Origin of the sequence: Roseisolibacter sp. H3M3-2, assembly GCF_029211165.1 — a bacterium.
Classification (GTDB): domain Bacteria; phylum Gemmatimonadota; class Gemmatimonadetes; order Gemmatimonadales; family Gemmatimonadaceae; genus Roseisolibacter.
On sequence record NZ_JARGEK010000530.1, the window covers coordinates 1 to 2514 of the forward strand.

Here is a 2514-nt window from a genome sequence, read left to right on the forward strand (position 1 = left end):
TGGCCGCGGCCGGGGCGGGGGCGGCGGCGGGGGCGGCGTCGGTCATCGCCTCACTCCGGCGGCGGCGCGGGCACCGCGTCGAGGCGGCGGCGCGCCCGCTCGCGCAGCGCGTCGGCCTGCGCGTCCGAGCGCACCACGCGCGGCGTCACGAAGATCGCCAGCTCCGTGCGGTTGCGCGTCACGCTCGTGCGCCGGAACAGGTTGCCGAGCCACGGGATGTCGGCCAGCAGCGGGACGCCCGTCTGCTCGACGCTCCGCTCGTCGCCGATCAGCCCCGCGATCACGACCGTCTGCCCGTCGCGCAGCACCGCGCGCGTCGCCGCCTCGCGCGTCGTGATCACGGGGGCGTTGAGCGCCGACGGCAGCGTCTGCGAGGTCAGCGCGCTCACCTCCTGCAGGATCTGCACGCTCACGTAGTCGTCGTCGTTCACCGTGGGGACGATCGTGAGCGTCGTGCCGACGTCCTGGTACTGCACCGCCTGGTCGCGCGAGAAGTCGCCCAGCCGCGACGACGCCACGAACGGCACCTTGCTGCCGACGAGGATGCGCGCCTCGCGGTTGTTCATGGCCAGGATCTCGGGCGTCGACAGCACGTTCACCTGGTTGCGCGTGCTCACCGCCCGCAGCAGCGCCCGCACGTCGAGGTCGTCGAAGCGCAGCAGCCGCCGCACCAGCAGCCCGGGGTTGGCCACGGGGAGCGTGTCGGCCACGCGGTTGTTCTGCTGCACCGCGGTGTTCGCGACGCCCCCGGTGACCGCGCGGCTGCTCGCCGCCCAGTCGATCCCGAACTCGCTCCCGCGCCCGAGCGCCACCTCGGCGACGGTGACCTCCAGCAGCACCTGCACCGGACGCGCGTCCAGCGCCTCGATCGTCTCGCGCAGCAGCGGGAAGTTGGGCGGCTGCGTGCGGATCACCAGCGCGTTCGTGGGCGCGTTGGCGACGACGATCGTCTGCCCCACCAGCGCCCCGGGCTGCGCGGGGCCGCCGCTGTCGGGACGCGCGCCGACGCCCACCGGGTCCGACGCGGCCCCGGCCGGCTGCGGCGCGATGGGGCGCGTGGCGTCGGTGGTCACGGCGTTGGGCACCAGCGACCGCTGGCGGAACTGGTCCTGCTCCCGCTGCCGGAAGGTGTCGAGCGCGCGCCCCAGCGAGCGGTCGCCGAGCGACCCGCCGCGCGGCGCCGCGGTCTGCACGCCGAACAGCTGCCCGAGCGTCGCCGCCAGGTCCTCGGCGCCCGCGTACTTGAGCGGCACGACGTAGGTGCGCAGCCCCGCCTCGCCCTGCGCCGGCGTGTCGAGCCGCGCCAGCACCTCGAGGTAGCGCGCGACGTTGGCGCCGCGGTCGGTGATCAGCAGCGCGTTCGACCGCGCCACCGGCTCGATGCGCGCGCTCGGGGCGGCGAGCTGGCGGAGCGCGGCCGCCCCCTCGTCGGCGCGGATCCCCTGCAGCGGCACCAGCTGCGTCACGAGGCCGAGGGGCGGCGGGTCGGGAAGCGTGAGGCCGACGCCCACCGGCCCGGTGGCCGGCGCGCGCTCCGCGGGGAGCACGCGCGCCACCGCGCCCTGCTGCACCAGCACCAGCCCGTGCGCCTCCAGCAGCGACTCCAGCACCGCGCCCACCTCGCGGGCGCCGAGCGCGGTCGCCGAGGTGAAGGTGACGCGCCGGTCGGGGACGTCGGACAGCACGACGTTGAGCCCGAGCGCCGCCGCCAGCGAGCGGATCGCGTCGGCGAGCCGCGCGTCGACGATGTTCAGCCGCGCCGCGGGCGCCGCGGGCGCCGGCGTCTGCGCACCGAGCGGCGCGACGGTCGGGGCGGACAGCAGCGCGCCCGCGAGGAGCGCACGGCGGAGGGATCGGGCCACGACGGGTGGGTGCGAGGGGAGCGACCGGCGGACGTTGACGCCGGCGCGGGGCGTCGCGGAAGGGGCGCGCGTCATCTCGGCGCCGCGAGGCGGCCCAGCCGCAGCGTGACGCGGCGTCCGCCCCGCCCCCCGACCGCCAGCTCGCCGGCCTCGATGCGCGCCACGCGCCCGCCGCGCGCCTCGGCGCCCTCCGCGTACAGCTGCGCGCCGGGGATGCGCGGGTCGAGCCGCAGGAGCGCGCGCGGCCCCTCGGCGGCGCCCATCATGATCCCCTGCAGCGCCGGCGTCGCGCGGTCGCGCTCCCGCGCGCGCGCCTCCGGGTCGGGCGCGGGCGGCGGGGCGGGCGCCGCCCGCGGCTCGCCCGGCACGCGCACGGTCGGGTCGGGGAGGAGACCCGGCGGCGTCTGCGCGGTGGTGACGGCGCCCATCGGGTCCATGGCGTCGGCGGCCGCCCAGCGCGCGCGCGGCGCCTCGCGCGTCGCCGAGAACGGGTTGCGCGACGCCATGCGCAGCGCGCGCGTCGGGTCGGGCACGACGGCCGCCGCCGGAGCGGGCGGTGCGGGGATCGCGGGCGCCAGCGGCGCCACGCGCTCGCGCGCGGGCCACAGCCACGCGGCGGCGCCTCCGGCCCCCAGCACGAGCGCGAGCGCCG

Annotated in this window: 1 protein-coding gene and 1 pseudogene; both read right to left on the bottom strand. The window is 78.6% G+C overall.

What is annotated here, in order from left to right; all coding sequences use genetic code 11:
- Positions 1-50: 50 nt before the first annotated feature.
- Positions 51-1862 (bottom strand): secretin N-terminal domain-containing protein, encoded by a 1812-nt coding sequence (locus PYV61_RS24045; RefSeq protein ID WP_275836411.1) that lies wholly within the window; start codon positions 1860-1862, stop codon positions 51-53.
- 71 nt (positions 1863-1933) lie between these two features.
- Positions 1934-2514 (bottom strand): annotated as a pseudogene (locus tag PYV61_RS24050) (hypothetical protein); the annotation flags it as partial.